The organism is Streptomyces coacervatus (genome assembly GCF_029223485.1).
Lineage (GTDB): Bacteria > Actinomycetota > Actinomycetes > Streptomycetales > Streptomycetaceae > Streptomyces > Streptomyces coacervatus.
In genome coordinates this window covers 35,891-60,603 of the sequence record NZ_JARHTP010000021.1, presented here as the reverse complement: position 1 = coordinate 60,603, position 24,713 = coordinate 35,891, and the positions used below count along the sequence as shown (strand labels likewise).

The window sequence follows — 24,713 nt, the reverse complement described above, 5'->3', positions numbered from 1 at the left end:
CGATATTGGTAGCACCAAATGGCCAGTGAGGGGAAACGGTGGGGTCCCACACGCTACGCGGATATTGGTGCGCTCAACAGTGGCTGATGCTCCAGGTACGAAGAGCCGATAGACAATGTCTCCAATCGGACGGGATTATCCAGCTCCACCCGTCTCTATCGCTAGGGCAAGGGGAGACCGATTCTTGAAGACGCCTCCGACGGCGCGCGGACTCGGCGCGCGAACGCCCTTGTCTTCCTGAGGCCGGCGGAGGTGCAGGCAGAACGCGAATATCATTTAGCTCCGGTCATCGATGCTGCCCAGGTTCACCGCGGCGTCTTTTAATGGGAGAAGCCATGTCGCAAGGGATGATTTCCGGCGGGCAGAGCGAGTATCGCGGCCGTGTCGACGGTCAGCTCAACATTCGTGGCGAGTTGGTCGAGTTGGGCGAAGTACGGGAGGCGCTGCACACCCACGAGAGTGTTCTTGATGCCCACGTCATGCCCCATAAAACCGGGAGCGGCCGCATACTATTGGTTGCCCATGTGGTGCTGGACGAGGAGCACGACCTTGCTGATCCGGCCCACGCCCTCCGCGAATATCTTGTACCGCAACTCACATCCGCTTCCATTCCCTCCAAAATTGTTCTACTCGACTCGATGCCTTTGAGTGATGAGGGGAAAGTAGACGTGGGGCAGCTGAAGTACTCAGGACGGGTTCGGCCTAACCTGGAAGTCGATTTTCAAGAGGCTGCAGGGCAGATAGAGGAAGTGATCGCAGGTATCTGGGAAACCGTGCTTGATCTGGATGAGGTGGGGGTCCATGACAATTTTTATGACCTGGGTGGAGATTCCCTCACGTCCTTGGAAATATCAGTCGCCTTGATGGAGCGGCTCGGCCTCAAATACGACGACCCGGTGGTCCGACAGATCCTTATGAGTGGCAAAACAGTCGCGCGTTCGGCCGAAATGGTAGAGGAGGCGGGGGTTCGGCTGAGTTGACCTTCAAGAATGGTTGTGGGTGAACCGGCACCTGCGTGGAGGAGGGATGGATCTATGGCTCCCCAGAAAACTGCGCCGCAAATAAGGCCAACTGCTATTCACGCTGTAAATTTCTCGGGTGTGGGCTCCGGGAACCTTGCGCTCACTTGGGCGCAGAAATGGTTGTGGCGATCGGTCGAGTTGAACGCGCCGCATATTCAGTGGCTGAATTTGCGGTACGGCATCGATGTCCCGCCCGGTACTACGCTCGACGCTGTACTGACTGCGATCGGGGCCCTGATCAGTCGTCATCAGACACTCAGGACCAGGTTTCACATCGATGAGAATGCCACCGCACGCCAGGTGATCGCTGAGCGTGGCGAGCTGAGTGTGGCCGTATATGAGGCGGGTAATCAGGTTCTTGAAGATTTCTCGGAACAAGCGTCCGAGGCTCTTGCGGCAGCCCCGTTCACATCACCAGAAATCTCCATGCGCGCTGCTGTTGTAGTCGAAGCGGAGGTAGTCCGTCAGGTCATTTTCACGGTCTTCCATTTGGCTTCCGATGCGCGCGGCACGAAGACGTTGGCCGATGACTTCACGCTGGTGCTCGAGTCGATTGTCAAGGGGGATGGCCTCCCTTCTGGTGGCCATCTGGTTCATCCGTCCGAGCGCCTCGAATTTGAGAAGAGTCCATCCGGGGTTGATCAGTCATCGAAATCCATGCATTACTGGCGAGAGCAGGTGGCCAGATTTGGTCCGAATTCCTGTCCTGCGGCGCGAAATGCTCCTGAGTCGCCGCAATTTAAAGGAGTGCGGATGAACTCGCAAGCGGCGTCTGTCGCTGCCTACTCCTTGGCGCGGCATCTAAAAGTTAGTGTGGGTGCTGTATTTGTCGGCCTCGCGGCCGTATTGCTGTGTCGGCACACCGGCAACTCCGGGGCTGGTTTTCTGATGCACAACCACAACAGATTGAGCCGCAAGTGGGCGTCATTGTCTGGGACGTTGACCCAGAATGTTCCCCTCTATGTGACCGTCGGCGAGATGACTGCGGAATCCGTCATACGTGATGTCGACCCCCTGCTCTCCGAGGGGATCTTCTTTGGCCAGTACGACCCAGAGCACTTGGCCCCGATGATGACGGAGCTGTCAAGGGAGCTAGGTTTCCTTCCTGACACCACTTGTGCTTTGAACGTGTGGGGCGAACAGAGTCCTAGGGCTGTAGAGAGCTACTTGGCGGGCATTGCGGATCCTGCAACAGAGGCACGCCAGCTGCTTGTCGAGACGCGGATCAACGATGGCACTGAGGTGGAACATGAGGAGAAGAATTTCTACTTCTCGGTATCCCCTGACCCGAGAGAGACGACAGCCAGCCTGCGATTCAACACGAGAATGTTCTCTCGACAGGATTGCGAAAAGTTCCTGAGGGACTTGGAGCGATCCCTTGTCGACATGCTCTCCGGCTTGGGTCGACCTGTGAGCGCTGCAGAGGCGTTGCGCCCAAACGGCGATGGGTGCGGCTCTGTCTGAGTGAGATCCTGCGTCAGGATGGCGTCCCATGAAGGACACCGTTGGCGAATTCGGCGGTGGTCGCCAAATGACCTTGCGGTGGCGGGATGATGACCGGAGGGACGTGGGGGCGCGAGCGTGAGGTGATCGAGGTGTCGCTGCGTCCACGTCTGCCGGGCGAGGTTCCGGCCCAGACCGCCGAGGTGGCCCGGCTGGCCTTCCCCAAGGGCTGTCTGTGCATGCGGATCCGGGAGGCGCTCGGGCCGCTGTTTGCCGACCAGGACTTCGTGGACCTGTTCCCGCAGCGTGGTCAACCCGCCTGGCCGCCACATCAGTTGGCGATCGTGTCGGTGTTGCAGTTCGTGGAGGGCCTGTCGGACCGCCAGGCGGCCGCTGCCCTGCGCGGGCGCATCGACTGGAAGTTTCTTTTGGGGCTGGATTTAACCGATCCCGGGTTCGACCATTCCGTACTGAGTGAGTTCCGGGACCGTCTGGTGGCCGACCGGGCACCGCGGCGTCTGCTGGACCTGGTTCTGGACCGATTGCAGGAGGCCGGCCTGCTGGTGCGGCCCGGCGGCCAGCGCACCGATTCCACGCATGTCCTGGCCACGGTGCGCCGGCTGAACCGGCTGGAGAACACCGCGGAACACCTGCGCGCCGCCCTGAACGCGCTGGCCGCCGCGGCCGGCGACTGGCTGCAGCGAACGGTGCCGGCCGACTGGTTCGACCGCTACCAGCGGCGCATTGAGGACTACCGGCTGCCGCGCGGTGAGGGCCCGCGCAGGCAGTACATGGAGCACACCGGCGAGGACTGCATACGGCTGCTGACCGCGATCAACGATCCGCATGCCCCGTCATGGCTGCCGCAGATTCCGGCCGTTGAGGCGCTTCGCCTGTGCTGGATCCAGGAGTTCTTCATCGCGCAGGACCGGGTGCGGATGCGTGACCCGAAGGACATGCCGCCCTCCCGCGACCGCATCGAGTCCCCCTACGACGGCGAGGCGCGCTACTGCATCAAGAACGCCACCGAGTGGAGCGGCTACAAGGTCCACCTGACCGAGACCTGCGACGCGCATTCCCCGCACCTGATCACGCATGTCGTCACGACCGAGGCCACCGTCACCGATGTCGAGGTGACCGAGACCATCCACGGTGCTCTCGAGCAGAGCGGGCTGCTGGCCGGTGAGCACTTCGTGGACCGGGGCTATGTCAATGCCAAGCTGCTGGCCACCAGTGCCGGCAGCCACGGCGTCGAACTGACCGGCCCGATCCGCCACGACATAACCTGGCAGGGCAAGGCCGGCGAAGGATTCGCCATCGACGGCTTTCTTATCGACTGGGACACCCGCACCGCTGTGTGTCCCCAAGGCCACCGCAGCGTCCGCTGGAAGCCCCACCGGCAACAGCGGCCCGGCTACTGGCAGTCCAACGTGTTCTTCGACCGTCACGACTGCGCCGCCTGCCCCGTGCGGTCGAAATGCACCCGCTCGAAGACCGAGCCACGCAAACTCGCCCTGGCCCCACGCGAGGAACACGACGCGATCCGTGCCAGGCGCCAGCTGCAGGAAACCGACCAGTGGCGACGGCACTACGCCACCCGCGCCGGCGTCGAAGGCACCATCGCCCAAGGACTACGCCGCTGCGGCCTGCGCAGAAGCCGCTACATCGGCTTGACCAAGACCCGCCTTCAACACGTGCTCACCGCCGCCGCCCTCAACCTCATCCGAACCGACGCCTGGCTGACCGGGACGCCATTTGCCAGCACCCGTACCTCCCGCTTCAGCCGCCTGCGCCCCGCATAGACACCGCCGAATTCGCCAACGGTGTCCCCAGCGGGACATGACCGAGCAGCAGCCTCCCGCCGCTCGATCTCCTCATGCCACGACACCATCGGCTCCACCCCCGGATTCCGTCACCCGACACCACGACGATCGAGCAACAGACCCCATTCAGCAACCATGCAGGTCGAAGCTCCCTACAGGAGAGCTACACCCCCACGAAACCGGGGCCAGCTCATGCCGCCCTGTGGCCCAGACCGTTACGAGTCGGCGTCGAAAAGACTTTCCTGTGTGCTGGTTACCTGGCGGGGTATCTGGGTCGGCTCCGGGGGCGGGGGAGGGGCCAGCGCCGCGCGGCAGTCCGCCCGCAGCTGATCCAGTGGCTGGCGGGCGCCCAGCAGGTCGAGAAATTCCTGGCTGGTCCAGCCGATCAGCTGCCCTTGCCGGGCCAGGTACAGGCTGACGCTGTCCAGGTGGTAATGGTCTTCGTAGCTGAGGAGCAGGTATCCGGCCAGCTGGTGGATCGCTGGCGCCCCGATGTGCTCGGGATGGATGGTTGCCTTGCAGTCGATGAGCTGGCCTGCGGCGATGAAATCGGCGTCTGCACGTCGGCATCGGTACTTCCGCGGAATTCCGGAGCGCACACGCGTTGCCCCTCCGGTAGCTCTGCAAGCCAGCCCAAAGCCTTTTCTGCGCCCGCCAGTTGGACCTGCTGCGCGATGTCTGCGGGCACATAGGCCGGGACCTGGGCGAGCAGGTCCTCCAGGCCGCCGCCTGGCACGGGCTGCAGCATCGGATTGCCCGGACGTAGCCCGGCGCGGTGAACCTCTTCGAAGTGGGAGACGACGAAGCACAAGCGGGCCAGCCGCTCCTCCTTGGCCCGGGGTCGGCCGGTCAACACCGGTGGCTGGTCCTTCAGTTCAGTCAACAGCTGCCGGCCTCCTGGACCGCTTGTCCGGCCGCCCGGCCCGAGCGGGCGGCCACCTCGCCTGGCGCAAACGAGGCGCCTGCCATCCCGTCCCGTCTGCTTCTACCGGTTGTGGAGCACGTTCGGTCGGGTGACGGGGACGACGGTGAGGAGGTCGGCCAGGCCCTTGAAGTCGTCGGGGTTGGTGGTGAACAGGGGGAGATCTTCGGCGATGGCGATCGAGGCGATCATCAGGTCGGCGATGCGGCGCCGGGGCGTACGGCCTGCGCTGATGACGGCGGCGCAGGCGCGGCCGTAGATGCGGGCGGCTTCGGCGTCGAAGGGGATGGGGTCGAACTCGTTCTCCGCGCGCTGGAGGATGTCGGTGCGGCGGGCGCGTTCGGCGTGTTCGTCGTAGTCGTCCTGTTCGACATTGCTGCGCACCTGATGAGGTCCTGCGGAGAGTTCTGCGAGGGTGATGGCGGTGATGGCCATCTCGGCGGGCAGCTCCTCTGGATTGATCCACTTGCGCAGGATCATGATGTTGGTGTCGAGGAGACCCTGCTGGTGCTCGACGGGCGGGTGCTCACCGGGCATAGGGGTCGTCCATCTCCTGTTCGGCGGAGGCGTCCTGGTTGGCGCGGAAGGCGTCGAGGGAGATGTCGGGGGCGGTGCGGGACATGGCGGCGAACTCGCCGCGCGGAACGAAACGCCGACGCCGGCGCAGGGGGATCAGCTCGCCGATGCGGTGTCCGTCGCGGGTGACGGTGAAGGACTGGCCGCTCTGGATGGCGTCCATGATCTCTTTGGATTTGGTGCGCAGGTCGCGTTGGGTGATCTCAGGCTGGGCGGTCATACGTCCAAGGTAGCCTTCTTGTGCTATCGGGTGCCACCATGTGGCACTGCGGTTCTGTGTATCGCCGAGGAGCTGGGGGCTAGGAGCGCGTTATGTGCGCGCTCGCTACACGCGAGCGGGCCGTGCGGCTGAGACGGTCTCGGTTCGCCGGGAACGGTTGCGGGCCGAGCGCCCCCCTGCTGCCTATCAGCAGCTGCGCGCCGCCGCCCAGGCTGTGGACTGCTGGGAGACCGGGCGGGAGGGGGCGCTCGAAGCCCTGCGGGAGGATGCTGGCCGGGGGCCCGTGCTGATCGATGTGTTGCTCGACGAGGGCGACCTGGATGCCGCCTGACGGGAGGCCGCCGACCGACAGTGGGAGTAGCTCGTCGGCCTCTCGCGCGAGACGCGCCCGGCCGACGCGCTCGCGGTGTACCTGCGCCTGGCCGAGCCGTTGAAGGAGCCGACCGGGCACCGCGTCTACGAGCGCATGGCGCGGCTAATGCGATGCCCGTGCCATCGACCTTCTCGGCCGGCTGCCGCAATCACGCTCTCTGCCAGTACACGGCCTGGGGAATGTGCTGTTCTGTCACGCCACCCCTCGGGACGATGAAGAGGTCGTCCTGGCCGACTCACGCCTCGACCGCTGGCGAGAAGTCCTCAGCGGGCTCGACACCGCGCTGGGCAAGCGGCCGTCGGGACGGCTCGCGCACCTGGTGGGCGAGCTGGCCGAGACGTCGGCGGGCACCCGCCGGCTGCTGGAGCAGACCGCCTTGCGACTGGCGGGCATCCGCACCATCCCTGACCGGCTGATCTCGTTGGCCGACCCTGACGCCCGGCCGATCCGCAAGGGCAAGCCCCAGCACCCTACCCAGTTCGGTTACACCGCGCTCGTGGCCGAGGACGAACGCGGCTTCATCGTCGACCACCAGGTCCAGCGCGGAAACCCGGCCGATGCGCCGCAACTGGTTCCCTCGGTGCAGCGCGCCGTGTCACTGACCGGCCGCCCGCCGGGCACGGTCGTCGCTGACCGCGGCTTCGGCACCGCGGCCAACGATCTGGCCCTGGCCGAACTCGGTGTCCAGCGGATCGGCCTGCAACGCGCCGGGAAGCCGGGAAAGGCACGGCGTGAGTACGAACAGAGCCGCCGATTCCGGCGCATGCGCAACCGGAGAGTCGGTGTCGAGGCCCGTACCAGTCACCTCAAGCGCAGCTTCGGCTTCCGTCGCACCCGCCTGCGCCGCCTGGCCGGCGCCCAGACCTGGGCGGGACTGGGGATCTTCGCCTACAGCCTTCAGCGGGCGACCGTCCTCAGCCGGTGAGGGGCACACCCCCGACAAGCCAGCGGCACAGCGCCGTGCCGCAGTCGCCCCCTTGTCACCAGCCCAAACACTTCTTCAGGGTGTCGGTGACATCAGGGCAAGTAGCTAGGCCGGACATGAACCTCAGCTGACCCGCTCCCCCCGCTGCACGGAAGGGCCCGCACAGCAAGCCGTGCGGGCCCTTCCGTGTCATCCCTTGCTTTGCGGACGCACTCCCCCCAGGGCGTGTGCGTCCCGCCTCCCAGGTGGGAGACCAGTGGGAGACGAGTGGGAGATGATCATGGCGTGGTGATGCAGTCAGGCGCTAGGAAATGCTAGATGGTGCTACATGCGCGGCCGGTCAGCCCGCGGACTCCGCCGCGTGCGGGCTCAGTACTCCCGCGCTGACCAGGGCGATGATGACGACGCCCAGCGCGATGCGGTACCAGACGAACGGCATGAAGCTCTTCGTCGAAATGAACTTCATGAACCACGCGATGACGGCGTACCCGGACGCGAAAGCGATCACCGTCGCGAACAGCGTCGGCCCCCAGGAGACATGGTCGCTCTCCATCGCGTCCTTGACCTCGAACAGACCGGAGGCCAGCACCGCGGGGATGGCGAGGAGGAAGGAGTAGCGGGCCGCGGCCTCGCGCTTGTAGCCCATGAACAGGCCGCCGCTGATGGTGGCGCCGGAGCGGGAGACGCCGGGGATGAGGGCCGCCGACTGGCACAGGCCGTAGACGAGGCCGTCCTTCACGCCCAGGTTCTCCAGCGTCTTGCGCTGCTTGGGCGCCCGGTGCCGGCCGCCCGTCTCGTCGCGCGCCGCGAGCCGGTCTGCGATGCCGATCACCACACCGATGACGATCAGCATCGTCGCGGTGATCCGCAGATCACGGAACGGCCCCTCGATCTGGTCCTTGAACAGCAGCCCGAGCACGCCGATCGGTATCGAGCCGACGATCACCAGCCAGCCCATCTGCGCGTCGTGATCCCGGCGCATCTCCTTGTTCGCCAGCGAGCGCGCCCAGGCCGAGATGATCCGCCCGATGTCCTTGCGGAAGTAGATCAGCACGGCGGCCTCCGTACCGATCTGAGTGATCGCCGTGAAGGCGGCGCCGGGGTCCTTCCAGCCCGAGAAGGCGGCCGTCAACCGCAGGTGCGCGCTGGAGGAGACGGGAAGGAACTCGGTCAGCCCCTGGACGAGTCCGAGGACGAGGGATTCAAACCAAGACATGAAGTTACGGAGTCCAAGTGCTGATCGCGGGAAAGGGGCGCAGGGCACACCGCGCGCCGGGTACACCGCGCCGGGCGCGGTGATCACAAGGCAGCGTAACGCCCCGGGGTGACAGGCCCCGCGCAGGGGTTTCGCGGCCGGCCCGCACCCCGGCCGTCCGGATGGCAATCCGATGGTTGACCTTGCGCGGGGGCGGAGCTTACGTTTCAGCGGAGGGGAAAGCGCTTGCTGACCGCGGCCGGCAGACGCCGCGGTTCGAGGCCCGTGTTCCTCCTCGTCCGCTCGTCGTTCCCGGAGGAGTGCTGATCAGGTCCATGTCCACGCCCGAGACCCGCCCCGGGACGTCCCGGCCCCCCACCGCCCCGCTCGCCGGCCGGCGCATCCGGGCCGCCGTCATCGGCACCGGCGCCATCGGGCGCGGCTCGCACCTGCCCGCGCTGGCCAGGCTTGCCGAGGAGGGCGAGACGGAGGTCGTCGCCGCCGTCGACATCGATGCCACCGCGGTCGAGGAGTTCTGCCGGGCGGGCGGGGTTCCGCACCCGTACACCGATCTGGACCGGATGCTCCGCGAGCAGCGGCCCGACCTGGTCACCATCTGCACCCCGCCGACGCTGCACCGCGAGCAGACCATCGCCGCCCTGCGCGCCGGGGCGTGGGTGTGGTGCGAGAAGCCGCCGGTGCCGACGCTCGCCGACTACGACGCGGTGGAGGCCGAGGAGGGCAAGGACGGCGGCCCGTACGCGTCGATCGTCTTCCAGCACCGCTTCGGCTCCGGTTCCCGGCATGTACGGCGGCTCCTCGCCGAGCAGGCCATGGGCCGGCCGCTGGTCGCGCACTGCCAGACCACCTGGTACCGGGACACCGCCTACTACGCCGTGCCCTGGCGCGGCCGCTGGGCGACCGAGGGCGGCGGCCCCGCCATGGGCCACGGCATCCACCAGATGGACCTTCTGCTGGATCTGCTCGGCCCGTGGAGCGAGGTGCGCGCCATGGCCGGGCGCCTGGTCCACGATGTGGAGACCGAGGACGTCTCCACCGCCCTCGTGCGCTTCGAGAACGGCGCCATGGCCACGGTCGTCAACAGCGTCCTGAGCCCCGACGAGGTCAGCCGCATCCGCATCGACTGCGAGCGCGCCACCGTCGAACTCACCCACCTCTACGGCCACAGCAACGCCAACTGGCGCATCACCCCGGCCCCCGACGTGACCGGCGACGAGGCCGCCGCCTGGCAGGACTTCGGCGCGGACGTGCCCAGCTCGCACCTGGAACAGCTTCGGGAGCTCGTGGCGAGCATGCGCGCGGGGGAGCGCCCGCGCAGCAGCGGCGCCGACGGGCGCACCAGCCTGGAGCTGATCGCCGCGATCTACAAGGCGGCGTTCACGGACACCACGGTGAAGGCCGGCGAGATCGGCCCCGGCGACCCCTTCCACACGGCGATGCACGGGGGAGCCCCCGGCTGGGCACCCGCTGCGGCGGAGGTGTCCGCATGACCGGCCTGCGCGTCGTCCATGCCCACGGCGACCGCATCACGATCACCGAACCGGCCACCGGCGTCGAGCTGCTCAGCTACGTCTACGCGCCCGAGGCGGCCTGGGAGTCCCCGAAGCCGTACATCCACCCCCTGCGCACCCTCGCGGGCAACGTCGTCACCGACTACCGGCCCAACGACCACCGCTGGCACAAGGGCCTGCAGCTCACGGCCTCGCACCTGTCGGGCGCCAACCTCTGGGGCGGCAACTCCTACGTCCACGGCGAGGGCTACCTCGAACTCCCGGAGCGCGTCGGCTCGATGGCGCACATCGCCTTCGACGAGGTCGCCGAGCACGACGACCGCGCGGTGATCGCCGAACGGCTGACCTGGCACCCGTACAGCGGGGAGCTGTGGGCCGACGAGGAGCGCCGTATCGAGATCCACGACATCGACGCGGAGTCCGGCTCCTGGGCGCTGACCTGGACCAGTGCCGTCACCAACCGCCGCGACGATCCGCTGCGCTTCGGCAGCCCGACCACCGCGGGACGCGAAATGGCCGGCTACACAGGTCTGTTCTGGCGCGGCCCGCGCGCCTTCCGCGACGGCCGGATCATCGGCCCCGACGCCGAGGGCCCCGGCCTGATGGGCGAACAGTCGCCCTGGCTCGCCTTCTCCGGCGAACACGACCGCACCGACGGCCACGCGACCCTGGTCTTCGCGCACGCCCCCGAGAACGACCACCTGGGCGAGCGGGGCACCCACCCCGCCCACTGGTTCGTACGCAACGAACCGTTCGCCGCCGTCGCCCCCTCCTGGGCGTTCTACGACGAACTGGAACTCGCCCCCGGCGACACCCTCACCCGCCGCTACCGGATCGTGGTGGCCGACGGGTCGTGGGAGCGGGAGGAGATCGCGAAGTACCTGGAGGCGCATCCATGGTGAGCACAGGGGAGTTCACGGGACTGCCGGGCGGTGTCGCCGTCTCGCACCTGTCCGTCTACGACTGGCCGGCCGCCGACGGAGTCTGCGGCGGAACTCCCCATATGCACCTGACCTGTTCGGAGGCGTACGTCGTCACCGGCGGCCGGGGTGCGGTGCAGACCCTCACGACGTCCGGGTACGAGGTCACGCCCCTCGTACCCGGCACGGTCGCCTGGTTCACGCCGGGCACCATCCACCGCCTCGTCAACGAGGACGACCTGCGCATCACGGTGCTGATGCAGAACAGCGGCCTGCCGGAGGCGGGCGACGCGGTCCTCACGCTGCCGCCGCGGTACCTGACCGACCCGGAGACGTACGCGGCCGCGACCAGGATCCCCATGGACGTGCCGCAGGAGGAGCAGGAGCGGTTCGCCCGCACCCGCCGGGATCTCGCCCTGGAGGGCTACCGCGCACTGCGCGACGCGGACGGCCCCGAGGCCCTGACCACCTTCCACCGCGCCGCAGCGGCACTGGTACGACCCCGGCTCGCCGAGTGGCGCGAGCGCTGGCACCGGGGTGCGGAGGCGGCCGCGGCTGCCACGGGGGAGCAGCTCGGCCGCCTCGAAAAGGGCGACGTCAGTCATCTCGCCGATGCCGCCGTGCGGGCCGAACTGCCGTCGGCGTACGGGAAGTTCGGGATGTGCGGCAGGCTGGACGTCTACCGGGCGCCCTGACCGGGGGTGCCCTGATCACGACGGCGGGTAGCCTGGAGACATCGGCTGGGCCCAGCGCACCGGGAGGCCCGATGAAGTACGTCGTGTTCTACGAGTCGGCCGACGATCTGGCCACGAAGGCGCCTGCCCACTTCGCCGCGCACTCGGCCCGCTACAAGGAGTACGTCGAGCGCGGCGAGCTGCTGATGATCGGCCCCTTCTCGAACCCCCAGGAAGAGGGGTCGATGGCCGTCTTCACCACCCGCGCGGCGGCCGAGGACTTTGTCGCCGGTGACCCGTTCGTGCTGTACGGAGTGGTGAAGTCCTGGCACATCCAGGAGTGGAACGAAGCCCTCGTCCCGTCCTGAGCCGCACCTCGCCCGCGGGGCCTACGCCGCCGAGGGTCCCGCCACCGTCCACCCCTCCGCCTGCGGGTGGGCCGTGAGGTCCTCGTGGCGCACCTCCTCGCCGCAGGCCCGGCAGGTGACGACCGGGACCAGTTCGTTGCCGCAGATGTGCTTGACCACCATGGGGAGGTCGACCCCCTTGCGGAGATGGCGGTCCCCCCACTCCTTGAGGGTCATCAGGACCGGTTCCAGCTCAAGCCCCGCCTGGGTGGGCCAGTATTCGAAGCGTTGCGGCCGCTCGCTGTAGACGCGCTTCGTCAGGATCCCGGCGTCCACGAGGCGGCGCAGACGGGTGGCCAGGATGTCGCGCGGGGCACCGATGTTGCGCACCAGCTGGTCGAAACGGCCGTTGCCCAGACACACCTCCCGCAGGACGAGCAGCGAGTACTTCTCGCCCACGAGCGCCAGGGCATCGGCGATGGAACAGGGGCGTGGGTCTTTGGTGGCGGCCATGACGCCCAGTTTAGGGGAGGGTTTGATTTTCCAACCCAGCGAGCTATGGTGAGTTTGGATTTCCTACTCACCAGTAGTCCCCGCCAATTCGTCGTGGAGGCCCGCACATGCGTGACGCAGTCATCGTCGAAGCCGTACGCACGCCCATAGGCAAGGGCAAGCCGGGCGGTTCCCTCTCTCACGTCCACCCCGTCGAGCTCCTCGCCCACACCCTGCGCACCCTCGTCGACCGCTCGGGCGTCGACCCGGCGCTGATCGACGACGTCATCGGCGGCACCGTCGACCAGGTCGGCGAGCAGGCCATGAACACCACCCGCTACGCCGTCCTGTCGGCGGGCTTCCCGGACTCGGTGCCGGCGACCACCGTGGACCGCCAGTGCGGCTCCTCCCAGCAGGCCGTGCACTTCGCCGCGCAGGGCGTCATCTCGGGCGCCTACGACCTCGTCGTCGCCTGTGGTGTCGAGTCGATGAGCCGCGTGCCGATGTGGTCGAACGTGCCGCCCGGCAAGGACCCCTTCGGCCCTGGCGTGGCCGAGCGCTACCCGGAGGGCCTGGTACCGCAGGGCATCAGCGCCGAACTGATCGCCGCCAAGTGGTCGATCACGCGCGACCAGATGGACGCCTTCGCCGTCTCCTCGCACCAGAAGGCTGCCGCGGCCTGGCGGCAGGGTCTCTTCGATGCCGAGGTGGCACCTCTGGAGGGCGTCACGCGCGACGAGTGCGTACGGCCGGGAAGCACCCCCGAGATCCTCGCCGGGCTCAGGCCCGCCTACCACGACCCGGCCTTCGCCGAGCGCTTCCCGCAGATCGAGTGGAACGTCACCGCGGGCAACGCGAGCCCCATCAACGACGGCGCCTCCGCCGTGCTCATCACCTCCAGCGAGACCGCGGCCCGCCTGGGGCTGCGCCCGATCGCCCGGCTGCACAGCTTCGCCGTCACCGGCTCCGACCCGCTCCTGATGCTCACCGGCGTCATACCGGCGACCGAGAAGGTACTGCGCAGGGCGCACCTGGCCCTCGACGACATCGACCTGTTCGAGGTCAACGAGGCCTTCTCCAGCGTGGTCCTGGCCTGGCAGCAGGAGACCGGCGCCGACCTGGCCAAGGTCAATGTGCACGGCGGCGCGATCGCAATCGGCCACCCGCTCGGGGCCAGCGGCACCCGCCTGACGACCACCCTCGTGCACGCCATGCCCGCGCGTGGCGCCCGCTACGCCCTGCAGACGATGTGCGAGGCGGGCGGACTGGCCAACGCGATGATCCTGGAGAGCGTGTAGCCGGTTCCGGAAAGCGTGTAGCCGGCCGTCACTGCCCGCGCAGGTGGTGCCGCTTGCGCCAGCCCACCACTGCGGCCGCCAGCGCCGGCAGGGCGATACAGGCCATGGCGATCAGGAAGGCGGGGGACGTCGGCGCGGAGGCGCGGGCGCCGGCGACGGCGTACGCGGCGGTGTTCGGGATCGAGCCGAGCGCCGTCGCGAGCAGGAAGGGCAGCCAGCCCATGCGGGAGACGGCGGCGCAGTAGTTCGCGGCCCAGAAGGGCACGCCCGGGAACAGCCGGACCGCCATCATGGAACGGAACCCGTGCCGGCTGAACTGCCCGTCCACCGCCTTCAGCAGCCGGCCCCGCACCAGCGGGCGCAGCGCGTCCTGCCCGAGCACCCGGCCCAGTCCGAAGGCGATCCCGGCGCCGAGCACCGTGCCCACCAGGGCCGTCCCGGTGCCGAGCTGGGAGCCGAAGAGCGCGCCCGCCGCCAGGTTCAGCAGCGGCCGCGGCACGAACGCCACGCTGCACAGGCCGTACGCCGCCGCGAACACGACGGCCGCCGCGGCCCCGCCGAGCTGCGGCGGCCAGCCGTGCGCCAGCAGCCGCTGCGGCTGGAAGAGCAGCACGGCGCTTGCGGCAGCCGCGAGCAGGACGACGAGCAGGGACAGCCGTGACCACGGCGAGAACAGCACGCGCGCGAAGCGCGCGCCGGGGCCCGGTGGTGCCGGTACGGGTACGGCGATGGCGAGCTCCGTGGCGGCGGCCCGGGGAGAGGCCGTGGCGGTGCCCCCAGAGCGGGTGGTGGCATCGAGCATCCGGTGACACTAACCGACATATGTGTGTGATCGCCGTATGGTTCGTCCCATGAGCGTCACAGGTGAGGCCGTCGTGGATGTGCCGTTCAGCACACTCGCCGACACCGTGATGGAGCGGCTCACCACCACATACGCCGCCGCGGCCGACCCCGGGCGGGCCGAGTCGATGCGGGCGTACATGAAGGACGTGGCCCCTTTCCTGGGTCTCACCACCCCCGTGCGCCGGACGCTGTCCCGCACCGTCGTCGAGGGTCTGCCCCGCCCCGCCGAGGTCGACTGCACGGCGATCGCCCTGCGCTGCTGGCAGTTGCCCGAACGGGAGTACCACTACTTCGCCGTCGACTATCTGCGCCGCCACGCGCGCGTGTGCTCCTCCGGCTTCCTGCCGGTGGCCCGGCACCTCGTCGCCACCGTCTCCTGGTGGGACACCGTCGATGCGCTCGCCGCCCATGTCGTGGGTGCGCTGGTCGCGGCCGACCCGAAGCTGACGGCGGACCTGGACGCCTGGATCGCGGACGACGACCTGTGGATCGCCCGCACCGCCCTGCTCCACCAGCTGCGCTACAAGGCGCGCCCCCTGTGCGACCCGGAGATGATGACCCCGTGAGTGGCGACCTGGTGGCGTTTCTGCGCTCCTTGCCGAGGCTGGGCAATCAGTCTGGAGAAGTTCTCCCGCGACATCTCCAGCGACTACGCGGCCCCGGAGAACACGCCCTACCTGAAATTCACCGTCCGCGTCGTCAACGGCTCGGACAAGATCGTCGACGTGACCGGGCTCACCGTCAACTGCTCGTACGGCGACGACGGCAAAGAAGGGGAATCGATCTTCGATGACGGGCTGGACGGGGCACCGTCGACGAGGCTCTTGGCCGACCGCACTGTGACCGCCCCGTGGGGCTGCGCACTGCCGAAGAACGAGTCCCATGTGCAGATCGAGGTCGCACCTGACTTCGAGTCCGAGGCGGCGATCTTCACAGGCGCGGTGAGGTAAATCGAAGGCCACTGGGCGCACTTGAGACGTGAACAGACCACGGGGACGCGACAGCCGCGGACTCGTTGATACCCGGCAAGCCGCGTACAGCCTGGCGATGAAGTCTGGTCAGTTCTGCGAGCGGGCCCGCCGACGCGGCATCAGACCCGCAGAGGATCCGCGAGCGTCAGGGGGGATCCTCTCACTTGACCTGTTCGATCGGGGCGGGCGCGGCGGACGCGGATCCGCAGCTGCCGGCTTTGCTCGCGGCGGCTGCGTAGCCATATGCGTCCGTGACATAGGCGTTAATCGTGTCGATGACGCCGTTGGTCTGCGTGACCAGGTCCGCGATGAAGGAATGGGCCCCGGTGATCGCCTTATCGACGTCAGCGGGTGTCGGTTGCCCGTCGCTCCCTGTGTACGTCGGCACGTCCTTCTGGACGGCCTGAAGGCTGGACCGGAGGCTTGAGACCGTCTTCCGCAGCACCGACAGATCATCGGTGAGGGTGCCCAGGTCGGTGCTCGCACCGTCTGCATCGACACTCACACCGTCGGCGTCCACGGCGACACCGTCAGCGTCGACACACACCTCTGACGCGTCGCTCGTGGACGACTCGGCCATGACCGCCTTCTCGTCGTCGTGGGTTGTCTTGAGGTCGTCGTCGGCCGTGGACACGTCGGACGCCAGCGTGGACACGTCGTCTTTGAGCGAGCCCTTGTACTTCCCGACCGTTGCGTAGTCGTCCCCAAGGGCCTGGATCTCCTGTTTGATCTGCTGGTCTTGCTGCGCGCGGCCGTTGGCGGCCGCGGCCGTCTTCCTTAGCGTCGCCAGCGCGTTGTTGTAGTCGGCCGACGATGCTCGATGGTAGGTGACCGGGCGGATGCTGCCGTCGCTCTGGCGCACGTTCAGCGTCAGGCTCTCGCCGGACAGCCTCCCGTAGTCGGTGTGTCCGCCGAGCTGGAGAGTCACAGAATGGCCGTCGATCCGCACGGAGAAAGAGCCGGTGTCAGCCGCCACGGTTTCGTTTGGCGGGCTGCCGGAAGCCGCAGCTGAATCGATGGTGCCCTCTGCTTCACCGATGTGATCCGTAGGCCACTGGAGGAAGGTCACCTCAGTGGGTTCGGTGTAGAGATAGCCGACCACGCCAGGTGCTGCTGATGGCTGTGAGTTTCGTTCCGAGGCGGCGGGCGGTTTCGCGCCACAGGCAGCCGTGCCGAGAACGACGAACAATGACACGAAAAGGACTCGCCGCACAGCGCGGAGGCTATCTGCGCCACGGCAACGCTGTCGACGCCTTCAACGCCACGTCTTGGGCCGCTGCGGGCAAAGGTCGATGGGCTGGAAGGCCGGCGCCTCCTGCTGCCGGTGATCGGGGTGCTGACCACGGTCGGCGCTCTCCTCGTCAGCGTGATCGGTCTGCTACTTACCCGCTGAACTACCACACCCCCCGCCGTCCGCCTCGTGCGGGCAGCGGGGATCTCTTTGTGCTTTTAGCCCTCCGGCTGGGTCACCCGAGCGGCACCGTGGCGAGCGTCTCCCACTCGTACATCAGATTGTCGCGGTGCAGCACGATGAGCTCCGCACTGGAGATGCGCGCTCGCGCTGGCGTGAGACTGAGCCCGTCGAGAACTTCTGTGATCGGGGCGGCGGGGCCGTCCCCTGCGCTGTAAGCGACCGAGACGTGCGGGGTGAAGCCTTCCGCCTTCTCCGGGACCTCGCCGAGTACTTCGCCGATGGCCGCCCGGATGGCGTCTCGTACTGCGCGGACCGGGTCATCGGGATGGACGTGAAGCAGCACGGCCTCGGGGTCCAGGACCTCCGGGCCGATCTGGAGGTCGAAGGCCGGGACGGCGGCCAGGCGGGTGCGGGCCGCGTTCACGACGGCGTGGACGTCCTGCTCGTTGGCCTCTCCGACGAAGCCGATGCCCTGCATGGTCAGGTGAAGCCACCGGTCGGGGATCGGGGTGAGCACGCCGCCGAGAGGCGCGATGGCAGACCGATATTCGTCGGCGAGACGGTGCACATCGCTCTGGCCTTCGAAGGTGAGGTGCCAGGTGTAGAAGCGACGGCCCACACTCCAGCCGGGCCGCCACCACCAGTGGTTCCGCATGGTGTCGGTTTGCGTCGTCATAGCCCGAGATCAAATCAGGCAGTGCCTTGTCCTGGCGAGAGGGCGAGGTGCCGCGGAACGGAATCTACGCAGAACGCTTCGATGGCGGCACGCAGACCGACGGCAGTCGCTCCGCTGTCGTCGGGGCGGCCCTTGTCGGCAGCGAGCTCGTTGAGGCGGCGGGTTACGGGCGCCAGGCGGTGGTCCGGCGGCAGTGAGAGGACAGGGGTGAGGGCTTCGAGGGCGCCTTCTGCTTCGCCGGTGGCGAGATGGGCGGAGGCCTGGCTGATGTGGATCTGCGCTTTGGTGCCGTACGCCCTGACTGGCTGCGCGGTCAGGAGTGTGAGGGCGTTTTCTGCTGAGCGGAGGGCATCGACGGGGCGCCCGACGCGCAGCTGGACGGCTGCGGCGTAGTTCTCCTGCCGGGCAGGCTGGCAGGCGAAGATGCCGCCGATGTCGTCTTCGCCGCTCATGGTGGCGCGTGCTTCCCGCGCACGGCTAAGCGCCACGAGGGCTTCTTCGTTGGCTCCGAGTCCGGACCACGCATCGGCTTCCTGGCAGGCAAGGAGAACACCGACTGTGCCGGTGGTGCGATAAGAGGCCCCGCGCCGGGCGTAGTTGATGGCGTCTTTGAGGCGGCGGTCCCAGAACGCAACCTTGGAACGGGTCGACAGGACCCAGGCACGCAGGTCGTTGTGCCCGGCGAGCTCGGCGCACAGCCATGCCGTGCGGCCCTGGGTGTCGGCGTCCCGGAGCTGGCCGAGGTCGGAGGACATCCACGCAAGCAGCCCGCACAGGAAGCCCGCCGCGACGTACAGATCGGTGGACTGGCGTGGGTACTGGTGGCCTTCCAGGAGTGCGAAGACGCGGTCGCGCAGCATTCGTGTCCGTGTGAACAGGGTGACGGGGTCCGAGGTGAGGTAGTCCGATGCGAGCGCCCTGATCTCGGCCATGAGCTGTTCCAGGGCGATGTCACCCACGTTGGATGCCTCCGCCCATTGCGCCCACGTCGCAGACTCGTCTGCGGCCAGGCGCACCAGCTCGGCCCCGGTGGGCTCCGGAGTCGGCACGGGCAGGGCGTGAATCGCTGCCGGGTCGGTTTCCAGTGACCGATTGCTGATGGCGCGCAGGTCCCCCTCGGGGAGCGCGCGCCGGTCGTCGAGGTCCAAGAGGTCTTCGACCTGGCAGGAGAAGGCGGCGGCCGTCGCGAACAGCACGGCAAGACTGGGGCGACGTGAGGACAGGCCCGGCCATTTCTCCCACTTGCCCACCAGGGAGGCGTCCGCCGCGACGGACTCGCCGGAACGCTGGTTGCTGACGTGCGTGATGTGGTCGGCAGTCTCTTGGAGGGTCCAGCCGTGGGCGTGCCGCCAGGCCTCGCGCGGGCGCATGCGGAACCGGGCGCGCATCTCGATGGCGATGTCGGCGAGTGTGCATCCGGCGGCCGTCATGTCGTGGCGGAGGGCATCCCGTTCCTGCTTGGAACCGGGCTTGATGGGGGCGTTCATTGGCAAGCTCCCTGCGCGGCGTCGTGGACTCACCGTAGCCGTGACGTCGCTCAGTCGTGTTACGGCAGACCGTAATTGGACGCGCGTGCAGCCCAACTAGCTGTCCACAAACGGTGATTGTTCCTGGTCACGGAGATCTGAGCTGTCCAGGAAAGTTGGTCACGGCCGCCCGTGACGCCGAAGGCCGGTGTTGGAACGGTAGGGGGGCGAGCAACCACCCCACCGGCCACGGTTACGAAAGTCCCCGGCAACCGCTCGCGACGGCCCCGGGGCGCGGCCAACCTGAGAGAGCAGGTCGACATGACGAACGCTACAGCCCCAGGGGAGACCCGGACATCATCGCCCCACCCCTTCGACGCGGAGCTGGCTGCACAGTGGCTGGCCCTAGCCCATCCGTCACCGAGAGCAGCGCGCGGCGAGTGGAGCAGCGCGGCGAAGCTCGCGGTGCTCCCGCTGGGGCGCACCTTCGACGCCGTACGCATTCCCGAGGACGTCGTCCACGCAGCCGCACAGAGTGACGAGCCGTCCACCACTGGCAGTTGGCTCGCTCGGCATCTGAGCGGCCCGGTCATCCGCGATCCCGGATTCCGCCGCTACTACGTACTCGTGCCGCCCGGCACCGCCCAGGCGTGGAGGGCACGGGACACGGAGTGCCTGGGCGACGGCACTTACCTGGGCGTGCCGCGCACCGACCGCATCGAGGTGGACGAGCGCGCGCCGCTGGCTGCGTACTGGTCGGTCCCGATGGCCCGGCCGGGTCGCCTGTGCCAGGCCGCCGACGTCCTCGAACTCGTGCTCCTCGGCCACGTCCTCACCGGCGGGGACGAAGCGTGACCGCGCCCGCAACTGAGGCGCCGCCTCTGTCCGCCGAGTGCAAGCTCGCCGAGCGGCCCGGCTATAAGGACCTGCACGGCAACTGCCACGAGAAGGACATCCCACTGCCCCACGGGGGCGGCATCCTCCTGCAAGGCCGCTGCGGCTGCTACTGCCACCGGTTGAACGGGCGTGCATCGTGACCACCGCCGCGCGCAGGTGCCGGGCCTGCGATGAGTCAATCACCGACCCGGACGACGCGGTCGTGGTCGGGTACGAGGCCGGCAACTCGGGGCCTGCCTGGGAAGTATGGGCGCACCGCGAGCACGCCGCCCGGCAGCCCACCAAGCAGGGCCGCGAGCTCTTGCAGATCATGGCCTGGTTCCTGCTCAAGCAAGCCCTCGATTCATGAGCGCGGTCGCCGGTCTCCTGCTGTACGTGGGGGCCGTGACTGCCCCGGTCCTCGCCCTGGTGCTGGCGCGGACCCCGCACTGACGCACCCCCAAGGCGGCTGCTCTGGGTCAGGGCCGCACTCCACGACGCCCGTCCTGTCGGTGTCCCGGAAGACGCCGGCGGGGCGGGTCCACGAAGAGGAATCTCATGGACTCCGCAGATGACCAGCAGTTGCCAGTGCCGCCGCCTTTCATGTTCGGGTGCGGCGAGTGCACGAAGCTGCTGCGCCGCTTCTCCGCGAAGGTGAGCGCCGACGGGGGCTGCTTTTCCGAACAGGTCGCCCTCGCCAAGCACATCGCAGAGAAGCACCCCGACGATGTGCCAGAACCGCATACACGCGACTGTGATCAGTGCCCCACGTACGCAAAGCGCCCCGACACAGCTGACTCGTGGGCGGAACACCGGGCTCGCTCCCTGTTCCTGCCACAGGCCATCGCCCGGCTGATGTAGGTCTGCGGCTCCAGGGCCGCACCCAGCACGCCAATCCCGGTCGGAGAACGGAAGCCCCGGCCGGGAGGGGGGCAGCAAGACTCCCGCTCCAGGTCCCCAACCCTGGACAGGTCGAGCGCCTGGGGCGGGTCCTCCACCAAGCACGGCACGACAACCCTGAAGGGAACGTCAATGACCGTCATCCTGGAACAGCCCGCCAGCACAGGCACGAGGGACCCGGAAGAACTACTCAATGCGGTCAGCCCGCACATCACGGAGCTGACCGTGAACGTCTTCGACGCCGGCCTCAGTCTGTGGGACCGTGAGGTAGCCCTGCTCCTGCGCGACCACACGATGGTCCGCGACATGGCCGAACGGATCCTGGGCAACGCGGTCATGTACACCGTCGGCTGCATCGAGCACCCGGAAGTCCACCTGGGCGTCGGCAAGCTCGTCGACGTCGGAGTCCACCAGCTGATCCTCGACACGCCCGTGTGGTGGGGCATCTGCCGCCTGTACAACGGCGGCGCCTACAAGCACCACGCCCCGTTCATCGAGCGTCGTCGCGACGGCCTGTGCCTGCGCACCGCCGACTTCCTGAAGTCGATCGGCTTCGACATCGACGAGGAACTCTGGGCCATCGACGGCACCGACTGCTCGCCGTGCGACAACAAAGTCCCCGACAGCCACTGAGCCACTACAGTCGCCCCCGCCCTCGCAATCCCCCGGAGGGCGGGGGCTCCGCATCCCGACATCACGCAGAGGAACACGCTGTGCCCGTAGCGCACGACATCGCCGCCGAGACCGAACTGTGGGACACCTTCGCCGAGTCCGCCTTCAAGGACGACGCCGAGCCGGTGTTCTGCTGGACCCAGTACACCGGGCACGGCCCGGGCCCCGAGCTGCTGGGCGGCCCCCGCCGCGTCCTGGAGATCGGCTGCGGAACCGGCCGGGCCCTGGCATATCTGGCCGAGCAGGGGATCGAAGCGCACGGCGTCGACCTCTCCCCGGTCATGGTGAAGAAGATCAACGAACGCTGGGCGGACACCGGCGCCACCTTCGAATGTGGCGAGGTCCTGGACTGGCTGGCCGCCGACGAGAACCGGTACGACGCGGTGTACTCGGTCTTCGGCGCTGCCTGGTTCACCGACCCAGGGCGCCTCTTCCCCTTGGTGCGGGCCCGGCTCAATCAGGGCGGCGTGTTCGTGTTCTCACAGCCGCCGGCGATCCCCGGCGCATACGGTCCTCAGGGCATGTACAAGGGCGGGTTCGCGGGGAAGGCCATGTTCACCTACCGCTACAGCTACCGGCCCGCCGTCTGGGAACGCCTGCTGACCCGGGCGGGGTTCGCGACCGCCGAGGCCCGCATCATCGACGCACCCAAGGCTGGGCACATTGGCACGCTGATCGTGCGTGCCCGTGCGTCCTGACCCTGACCGGCCCCGCTCGTCTGCTTCCCCCGTGGCGGATGGGCGGGGCCTTCTGCATGCTCAGTCGACGAAGACGGACACGCGCGTGCCGAGCGCGGTGGCGATCCTGGCTGGCGCGGACGATCACCTCGGTTGGGACCTGGTCGAACTCGATGTTGGCGCGGCCCTCGTCGTCGATACCGAGGGGCCCAGCGCCGAGCCCGTCTCCTCCGTACTTCGGGTGCTTGTCCACCAGTCCTGTGGCGATCGTGGTCGTGATGGCGCTGCACCTGGGAGACATCCGTCTGCGCCCTTGGGCGGCTCATCACCCGAGCGCCACCGCATACGGGAAGTCGCCGAGGCCGGCGACAGTGGCGGTTACGGCGTTGGTGTTGGTGTCGATCACTGACAGGGTGCCGTCGGCGGCGTTGATCACGAAGGCCCGGGCCCAGGTCAGGTCCACGGCCGCCCCGAACACGAAGGAGCCGACGGGGATGGTGGCGATCACCGCGTTGGTGTTGGTGTCGATCACCAACACGACGTTCGAGGTCATGGCGGCCACGTAGGCTCGGGCACGGATCGGATCCACGGCCAACCCGAACGAGGGGGAGCTGATGGGGATGGTGTCGATCACCGCGTTGGTGTTGGCGTCGATCACCGACACGACGTCGGAGGTGCCGTCGGTCCCGGTCACGTAGAGGTGGGCGCGGGTCGGGTCCACGTCCAGGCAGGCCGCGGTCGTGCCGACGGGGATGGTGGCGGTCACGGTGTTGGTGTTGGTGTCGATCACTGACACAGTGCCGCTGGTGCCATGACTGGCCACGTAGGCCCGGTCCCCGGCCGAGTCCACAGCCACCCCGAATGACAGCTTGCTGACGCCGACGTGGATGGTGGCCGTCACGGTGTTGGTGGTGGTGTCGATCACCGTCACAGTGCCGCCCACGCCTTGATTGGCCACGTAGGCCCGGGCCCGGGGCGAGTCCACAGCCACCCCGGATGGGACACTGCCGACGCCGATGGGGATGGTGGTGGTCACGGTGTTGGTGTTGGTGTCGATCACCGACACAGTGTCCGAATCTTGATTGGCCACGTAGGCCCAGGCCCGGGCCGAGTCCACAGCCACCCCGGTCGGGAAGTCGCCTACGGGGATCGTGGCGATCACGGTGTTGCCGATGGTGTCGATGACCGAGACAGTCTTTGAATCGCGGTTGACTACGTAGGCACGTGGGACGGATGGGACCACCTGCTTCACCCCCTGCGTCGCATCTCCTGGACCTGGCAGCAGCTTCTACGTGCCACGGCTGACGACGGGCACGGCCACGACGCTTCGGACCGTGAATTCTTCTATCGGCTGTCAGCGCCATCCTTCTTGGCGCTCCTGGGCACCGCCATGCCTGTTCGGCCGTGTGGCTGACGAACCTGCCCCTACGGCCCAGTTCGGAGTACGGCGGGGCTGGCGGCACACAGCCAACCGTCTGACCAGGGGAGTTGCGGGAGCTCTATGTATCGGTATTTTCTTGGACACCAAACATATGTGTGTGATCGCCGTATGGTTCGTCCCATGAGCGTCACAGGTGAGGCCGTCGTGGATGTGCCGTTCAGCACACTCGCCGACACCGTGATGGAGCGGCTCACCACCACGTACGCCGCCGCGGCCGACCCCGGGCGGGCCGAGTCGATGCGGGCGTACATGAAGGACGTGGCCCCTTTCCTGGGTCTCACCACACCCGTGCGCCGGACGCTGTCCCGCACCGTCGTCGAGGGTCTGCCCCGCCCCGCCGAGGTCGACTGCACGGCGATCGCCCTGCGCTGCTGGCAGTTGCCCGAACGGGAGTACCACTACTTCGCCGTCGACTATCTGCGCCGCCACGCGCGCGTGTGCTCCTCCGGCTTCCTGCCGGTGGCCCGGCACCTCGTCGCCACCGTCTCCTGGTGGGACACCGTCGATGCGCTCGCCGCCCATGTCGTGGGTGCGCTGGTCGCGGCCGACCCGAAGCTGACGGCGGACCTGGACGCCTGGATCGCGGACGACGACCTGTGGATCGCCCGCACCGCCCTGCTCCATCAGCTGCGCTACAAGGAACGCACCGACACCGAACGCCTCTTCACCTACTGTCTGTGCCAGTCCGGGCACCCCGATTTCTTCATCCGCAAGGCGATCGGCTGGTGCCTGCGCGAGTACGCCAAGACCGACCCGGGGGCCGTACGGACCTTCCTGGCACGAGAGCGCGGGCGGTTCGCGCCGCTGTCGGTGCGGGAGGCACTGAAGAACATCGGGGCGTGAACTCGTCCCAGGGAAAAACCATTCGACGCGGGGCAAAGCGTCGGCAATGATCGGCGTCATGTTCCGGTACGCCTTCCACCTCGCAGCATCCGCGGTCGCGGATGCCCCGAAGGCTGCCGTTCCCACACTCGTCGCCGCAGTCGACGGCGCCCGAAGCTGACCCTCTCCGGAT

26 protein-coding genes and 3 pseudogenes are annotated in these 24,713 nt (G+C 67.9%); 19 read left to right on the top strand and 10 right to left on the bottom strand.

Annotated features, from left to right (window positions below):
- Positions 1 to 335: 335 nt before the first annotated feature.
- From P2Q00_RS40035 to P2Q00_RS40025, 3 genes are all read left to right on the top strand, one after another.
- Positions 336 to 980 carry a phosphopantetheine-binding protein gene (locus tag P2Q00_RS40035; RefSeq protein WP_275779377.1) on the top strand — a complete coding sequence of 215 codons (645 nt, stop codon included), beginning with the start codon at positions 336 to 338 and terminating at the stop codon, positions 978 to 980.
- A gap of 54 nt (positions 981 to 1,034) precedes the next feature.
- The gene (locus P2Q00_RS40030; RefSeq protein ID WP_275779375.1) at positions 1,035 to 2,486 is read left to right on the top strand and encodes a condensation domain-containing protein; all 1,452 of its coding nucleotides are present in this window, start codon (positions 1,035 to 1,037) and stop codon (positions 2,484 to 2,486) included.
- A 131-nt stretch (positions 2,487 to 2,617) separates the two neighbouring features.
- Positions 2,618 to 4,267, top strand: a complete 1,650-nt coding sequence (locus P2Q00_RS40025; protein ID WP_275779585.1) for an IS1182 family transposase — start codon at positions 2,618 to 2,620, stop codon at positions 4,265 to 4,267.
- A gap of 236 nt (positions 4,268 to 4,503) precedes the next feature.
- Here the strand turns inward: P2Q00_RS40025 and P2Q00_RS40020 are convergent, their stop codons facing one another.
- The 3 genes from P2Q00_RS40020 to P2Q00_RS40010 all read right to left on the bottom strand — a co-directional run bounded on the left by P2Q00_RS40020 (position 4,504) and on the right by P2Q00_RS40010 (position 6,006).
- Positions 4,504 to 4,887, bottom strand: coding sequence for a hypothetical protein (locus P2Q00_RS40020; RefSeq protein ID WP_275779374.1), 384 nt, complete (start codon positions 4,885 to 4,887; stop codon positions 4,504 to 4,506).
- Between the two features lie 386 nt (positions 4,888 to 5,273).
- Entirely contained in the window at positions 5,274 to 5,747 is a 474-nt protein-coding gene (locus tag P2Q00_RS40015; protein WP_275779372.1) for a type II toxin-antitoxin system VapC family toxin, read from the bottom strand.
- A complete protein-coding gene (locus P2Q00_RS40010; protein ID WP_275779371.1) occupies positions 5,737 to 6,006 on the bottom strand; it encodes a type II toxin-antitoxin system Phd/YefM family antitoxin in 270 nt (89 codons plus the stop codon). The genes P2Q00_RS40015 and P2Q00_RS40010 overlap by 11 nt, the downstream gene beginning before the upstream one ends.
- A gap of 94 nt (positions 6,007 to 6,100) precedes the next feature.
- On the opposite strand from P2Q00_RS40010, the gene P2Q00_RS40005 reads away from it, so the two are divergent.
- The 3 genes and pseudogenes from P2Q00_RS40005 to P2Q00_RS39995 form a co-directional block, all read left to right on the top strand.
- Positions 6,101 to 6,337 (top strand): hypothetical protein, encoded by a 237-nt coding sequence (locus P2Q00_RS40005; RefSeq protein ID WP_275779370.1) that lies wholly within the window; start codon positions 6,101 to 6,103, stop codon positions 6,335 to 6,337.
- A 163-nt stretch (positions 6,338 to 6,500) separates the two neighbouring features.
- Positions 6,501 to 6,659 (top strand): annotated as a pseudogene (locus tag P2Q00_RS40000) (metallophosphoesterase family protein); the annotation flags it as partial.
- Positions 6,660 to 7,304: pseudogene (locus P2Q00_RS39995) on the top strand (transposase); the annotation flags it as partial.
- 340 nt (positions 7,305 to 7,644) lie between these two features.
- Here the strand turns inward: P2Q00_RS39995 and P2Q00_RS39990 are convergent.
- The gene (locus tag P2Q00_RS39990) at positions 7,645 to 8,520 is read right to left on the bottom strand and encodes an undecaprenyl-diphosphate phosphatase (RefSeq protein ID WP_275779369.1); all 876 of its coding nucleotides are present in this window, start codon (positions 8,518 to 8,520) and stop codon (positions 7,645 to 7,647) included.
- A gap of 314 nt (positions 8,521 to 8,834) precedes the next feature.
- Between P2Q00_RS39990 and P2Q00_RS39985 the strand changes: the two genes are divergently transcribed.
- The 4 genes from P2Q00_RS39985 to P2Q00_RS39970 all read left to right on the top strand — a co-directional run bounded on the left by P2Q00_RS39985 (position 8,835) and on the right by P2Q00_RS39970 (position 11,993).
- On the top strand, positions 8,835 to 10,010 hold the full coding sequence (locus tag P2Q00_RS39985) for a Gfo/Idh/MocA family protein (protein WP_275779368.1): 1,176 nt from the start codon (positions 8,835 to 8,837) through the stop codon (positions 10,008 to 10,010).
- Positions 10,007 to 10,933, top strand: a complete 927-nt coding sequence (locus tag P2Q00_RS39980) for a DUF6807 domain-containing protein (RefSeq protein ID WP_275779367.1) — start codon at positions 10,007 to 10,009, stop codon at positions 10,931 to 10,933. Before P2Q00_RS39985 ends, P2Q00_RS39980 begins: the two co-directional genes overlap by 4 nt.
- Positions 10,927 to 11,646, top strand: coding sequence for a cupin domain-containing protein (locus P2Q00_RS39975; RefSeq protein WP_275779366.1), 720 nt, complete (start codon positions 10,927 to 10,929; stop codon positions 11,644 to 11,646). Before P2Q00_RS39980 ends, P2Q00_RS39975 begins: the two co-directional genes overlap by 7 nt.
- A 71-nt stretch (positions 11,647 to 11,717) precedes the next feature.
- On the top strand, positions 11,718 to 11,993 hold the full coding sequence (locus tag P2Q00_RS39970; protein WP_275779364.1) for a YciI family protein: 276 nt from the start codon (positions 11,718 to 11,720) through the stop codon (positions 11,991 to 11,993).
- Positions 11,994 to 12,014: 21 nt separating this feature from the next.
- On the opposite strand, the gene P2Q00_RS39965 is transcribed toward P2Q00_RS39970, so the two are convergent.
- Complete coding sequence (locus tag P2Q00_RS39965; protein ID WP_275779363.1) at positions 12,015 to 12,485, bottom strand: winged helix-turn-helix transcriptional regulator; 471 nt, start codon at positions 12,483 to 12,485, stop codon at positions 12,015 to 12,017.
- 107 nt (positions 12,486 to 12,592) lie between these two features.
- On the opposite strand from P2Q00_RS39965, the gene P2Q00_RS39960 reads away from it, so the two are divergent.
- Positions 12,593 to 13,762 (top strand): thiolase family protein, encoded by a 1,170-nt coding sequence (locus tag P2Q00_RS39960; RefSeq protein WP_275779361.1) that lies wholly within the window; start codon positions 12,593 to 12,595, stop codon positions 13,760 to 13,762.
- Positions 13,763 to 13,790: 28 nt separating this feature from the next.
- On the opposite strand, the gene P2Q00_RS39955 is transcribed toward P2Q00_RS39960, so the two are convergent.
- Positions 13,791 to 14,564, bottom strand: a complete 774-nt coding sequence (locus tag P2Q00_RS39955; RefSeq protein ID WP_275779359.1) for a TVP38/TMEM64 family protein — start codon at positions 14,562 to 14,564, stop codon at positions 13,791 to 13,793.
- Positions 14,565 to 14,613: 49 nt separating this feature from the next.
- Between P2Q00_RS39955 and P2Q00_RS39950 the strand changes: the two are divergent.
- Together P2Q00_RS39950 and P2Q00_RS39945 are read left to right on the top strand one after the other, a co-directional pair.
- Positions 14,614 to 15,138, top strand: a pseudogene (locus tag P2Q00_RS39950) (DNA alkylation repair protein); the annotation flags it as partial.
- A gap of 33 nt (positions 15,139 to 15,171) precedes the next feature.
- Positions 15,172 to 15,555, top strand: a complete 384-nt coding sequence (locus P2Q00_RS39945; protein ID WP_275779357.1) for a hypothetical protein — start codon at positions 15,172 to 15,174, stop codon at positions 15,553 to 15,555.
- 181 nt (positions 15,556 to 15,736) lie between these two features.
- Here P2Q00_RS39945 and P2Q00_RS39940 read toward each other — a convergent pair whose 3' ends face one another.
- The 3 genes from P2Q00_RS39940 to P2Q00_RS39930 all read right to left on the bottom strand — a co-directional run bounded on the left by P2Q00_RS39940 (position 15,737) and on the right by P2Q00_RS39930 (position 19,153).
- The gene (locus P2Q00_RS39940; protein ID WP_275779355.1) at positions 15,737 to 16,678 is read right to left on the bottom strand and encodes a flagellin family protein; all 942 of its coding nucleotides are present in this window, start codon (positions 16,676 to 16,678) and stop codon (positions 15,737 to 15,739) included.
- Positions 16,679 to 17,042: 364 nt separating this feature from the next.
- Complete coding sequence (locus tag P2Q00_RS39935; protein ID WP_275779353.1) at positions 17,043 to 17,666, bottom strand: 2'-5' RNA ligase family protein; 624 nt, start codon at positions 17,664 to 17,666, stop codon at positions 17,043 to 17,045.
- Positions 17,667 to 17,680: 14 nt separating this feature from the next.
- Positions 17,681 to 19,153: a helix-turn-helix transcriptional regulator gene (locus P2Q00_RS39930; protein ID WP_275779351.1), complete on the bottom strand. Its 1,473-nt coding sequence runs from the start codon at positions 19,151 to 19,153 to the stop codon at positions 17,681 to 17,683.
- Positions 19,154 to 19,453: 300 nt separating this feature from the next.
- On the opposite strand from P2Q00_RS39930, the gene P2Q00_RS39925 reads away from it, so the two are divergent.
- The 5 genes from P2Q00_RS39925 to P2Q00_RS39905 all read left to right on the top strand — a co-directional run bounded on the left by P2Q00_RS39925 (position 19,454) and on the right by P2Q00_RS39905 (position 22,278).
- Positions 19,454 to 19,987: a hypothetical protein gene (locus P2Q00_RS39925; RefSeq protein WP_275779350.1), complete on the top strand. Its 534-nt coding sequence runs from the start codon at positions 19,454 to 19,456 to the stop codon at positions 19,985 to 19,987.
- A gap of 178 nt (positions 19,988 to 20,165) precedes the next feature.
- A complete protein-coding gene (locus P2Q00_RS39920; RefSeq protein ID WP_275779349.1) occupies positions 20,166 to 20,378 on the top strand; it encodes a hypothetical protein in 213 nt (70 codons plus the stop codon).
- Positions 20,379 to 20,566: 188 nt separating this feature from the next.
- Complete coding sequence (locus tag P2Q00_RS39915; RefSeq protein ID WP_275779347.1) at positions 20,567 to 20,869, top strand: hypothetical protein; 303 nt, start codon at positions 20,567 to 20,569, stop codon at positions 20,867 to 20,869.
- Positions 20,870 to 21,040: 171 nt separating this feature from the next.
- Positions 21,041 to 21,541, top strand: coding sequence for a hypothetical protein (locus tag P2Q00_RS39910; protein WP_275779346.1), 501 nt, complete (start codon positions 21,041 to 21,043; stop codon positions 21,539 to 21,541).
- 80 nt (positions 21,542 to 21,621) lie between these two features.
- Positions 21,622 to 22,278, top strand: coding sequence for a class I SAM-dependent methyltransferase (locus P2Q00_RS39905; RefSeq protein ID WP_275779345.1), 657 nt, complete (start codon positions 21,622 to 21,624; stop codon positions 22,276 to 22,278).
- Between the two features lie 304 nt (positions 22,279 to 22,582).
- Here P2Q00_RS39905 and P2Q00_RS39900 read toward each other — a convergent pair whose 3' ends face one another.
- The gene (locus tag P2Q00_RS39900) at positions 22,583 to 23,500 is read right to left on the bottom strand and encodes a beta-propeller fold lactonase family protein (RefSeq protein WP_275779343.1); all 918 of its coding nucleotides are present in this window, start codon (positions 23,498 to 23,500) and stop codon (positions 22,583 to 22,585) included.
- Between the two features lie 318 nt (positions 23,501 to 23,818).
- Here P2Q00_RS39900 and P2Q00_RS39895 point away from each other — a divergent pair, with 318 nt between their 5' ends.
- The gene (locus P2Q00_RS39895; RefSeq protein WP_275779341.1) at positions 23,819 to 24,541 is read left to right on the top strand and encodes a DNA alkylation repair protein; all 723 of its coding nucleotides are present in this window, start codon (positions 23,819 to 23,821) and stop codon (positions 24,539 to 24,541) included.
- The last annotated feature ends 172 nt before the right edge of the window (positions 24,542 to 24,713 follow it).

Excerpts from the sequence above, each read along its gene's own strand:
- P2Q00_RS40035 (WP_275779377.1), top strand. The coding sequence starts at position 336 with ATGTCGCAAGGGATGATTTCCGGCGGGCAGAGCGAGTATCGCGGCCGT.
- P2Q00_RS40030 (WP_275779375.1), top strand. The coding sequence starts at position 1,035 with ATGGCTCCCCAGAAAACTGCGCCGCAAATAAGGCCAACTGCTATTCAC.
- P2Q00_RS40015 (WP_275779372.1), bottom strand. The coding sequence starts at position 5,747 with ATGCCCGGTGAGCACCCGCCCGTCGAGCACCAGCAGGGTCTCCTCGAC.
- P2Q00_RS40010 (WP_275779371.1), bottom strand. The coding sequence starts at position 6,006 with ATGACCGCCCAGCCTGAGATCACCCAACGCGACCTGCGCACCAAATCC.
- P2Q00_RS39990 (WP_275779369.1), bottom strand. The coding sequence starts at position 8,520 with ATGTCTTGGTTTGAATCCCTCGTCCTCGGACTCGTCCAGGGGCTGACC.
- P2Q00_RS39985 (WP_275779368.1), top strand. The coding sequence starts at position 8,835 with ATGTCCACGCCCGAGACCCGCCCCGGGACGTCCCGGCCCCCCACCGCC.
- P2Q00_RS39980 (WP_275779367.1), top strand. The coding sequence starts at position 10,007 with ATGACCGGCCTGCGCGTCGTCCATGCCCACGGCGACCGCATCACGATC.
- P2Q00_RS39975 (WP_275779366.1), top strand. The coding sequence starts at position 10,927 with ATGGTGAGCACAGGGGAGTTCACGGGACTGCCGGGCGGTGTCGCCGTC.
- P2Q00_RS39970 (WP_275779364.1), top strand. The coding sequence starts at position 11,718 with ATGAAGTACGTCGTGTTCTACGAGTCGGCCGACGATCTGGCCACGAAG.
- P2Q00_RS39965 (WP_275779363.1), bottom strand. The coding sequence starts at position 12,485 with ATGGCCGCCACCAAAGACCCACGCCCCTGTTCCATCGCCGATGCCCTG.
- P2Q00_RS39960 (WP_275779361.1), top strand. The coding sequence starts at position 12,593 with ATGCGTGACGCAGTCATCGTCGAAGCCGTACGCACGCCCATAGGCAAG.
- P2Q00_RS39955 (WP_275779359.1), bottom strand. The coding sequence starts at position 14,564 with ATGCTCGATGCCACCACCCGCTCTGGGGGCACCGCCACGGCCTCTCCC.
- P2Q00_RS39935 (WP_275779353.1), bottom strand. The coding sequence starts at position 17,666 with ATGACGACGCAAACCGACACCATGCGGAACCACTGGTGGTGGCGGCCC.
- P2Q00_RS39930 (WP_275779351.1), bottom strand. The coding sequence starts at position 19,153 with ATGAACGCCCCCATCAAGCCCGGTTCCAAGCAGGAACGGGATGCCCTC.
- P2Q00_RS39925 (WP_275779350.1), top strand. The coding sequence starts at position 19,454 with ATGACGAACGCTACAGCCCCAGGGGAGACCCGGACATCATCGCCCCAC.
- P2Q00_RS39915 (WP_275779347.1), top strand. The coding sequence starts at position 20,567 with ATGGACTCCGCAGATGACCAGCAGTTGCCAGTGCCGCCGCCTTTCATG.
- P2Q00_RS39910 (WP_275779346.1), top strand. The coding sequence starts at position 21,041 with ATGACCGTCATCCTGGAACAGCCCGCCAGCACAGGCACGAGGGACCCG.
- P2Q00_RS39895 (WP_275779341.1), top strand. The coding sequence starts at position 23,819 with ATGAGCGTCACAGGTGAGGCCGTCGTGGATGTGCCGTTCAGCACACTC.